1 protein-coding gene is annotated in these 895 nt (G+C 37.7%); it reads right to left on the bottom strand.

Annotated features, from left to right (window positions below; all coding sequences use genetic code 11):
- The coding region (locus tag ACLNEE_RS16775; RefSeq protein WP_459382405.1) for a phospholipase D-like domain-containing protein at positions 1–895 on the bottom strand (895 nt) is incomplete at both ends.

The following is an 895-nucleotide window of genomic DNA, read 5'->3' as shown; positions in this document are numbered from 1 at the left end:
CTCCAATAAAGAACCGTAATGCTCTCAGAATTAAGGTTATGGGCACTGTAAGTAAAATTATCGGAACCGTCATGGAGAATGCTATTCCCCAAAGAATCGGTGAGAATCCCGGTCTTTTTGTGAAATATTCCTTTCCCTCCTTCCATTTTGATCAGCTTAATGCGGAGAAATTCCAGTCGCACCAATTCTGCTAACAGTTGGGTGCTAGTGAAAGCTTTTGTTTCCAATGCCTGCAAGAATTCTTCTAAAGTTCGTTGAATGTAGTGGGACCGATAAAGGGGGTCATTTAATTTTCGTAGTTCTTCCACATCCCGCTGATTGGTGAAGCCCTGTAAATCCATTAAGAGACGAATTTCCCCCCCCATAACCAACATTTGTTGTAGGGGTTCTTCATAAAGTTTAAGAACACCACTATTGAAAAAGGCTGTGGAGCGGCGATAGAGTGTGGTCTTGGCAAGGTAAGCACCAATAAATTTTTGATAATTATCAACATCTTTCGGCAAGCTAAAGCGTCTTCTTTTTTTGATATTAATATCCAGAAAACTATTAATTAATAAAGCTTTTTCAGTTTTAGCATCAACGCATTCTAGAAAGGCTTCTAACCTAGAAATTTTATTTGTTCTAAGTAAAATTAGAGAGGGAATGTTATCAGGTTTCTTGGGAATATATTCATAAACACTGGCATCATTAAGGTTAATGCGTATTAATTTATGGGTCTTTGGCTTTTCCCCAATACCGAATAAGCGCAAACTAAAGAACTCTTTGAATTTATTGCCTGCGTCCCGATGTTTAAAAACTAGCCAATATTGATTATCAACACCTTTAATGGCATCGCCTTCAAGATTATAGTAAGGCAACTGGCGACGTTTAATTTCATTGATAACTTGGTCTAACA

Origin of the sequence: Aphanothece stagnina RSMan2012 (assembly GCF_046764815.1) — a bacterium.
Taxonomy (GTDB): Bacteria; Cyanobacteriota; Cyanobacteriia; order PCC-6307; family Cyanobiaceae; genus NIES-981.
Note: the sequence above shows the minus strand (reverse complement) of the source record. Positions and strands in the feature narration are given on the sequence as shown.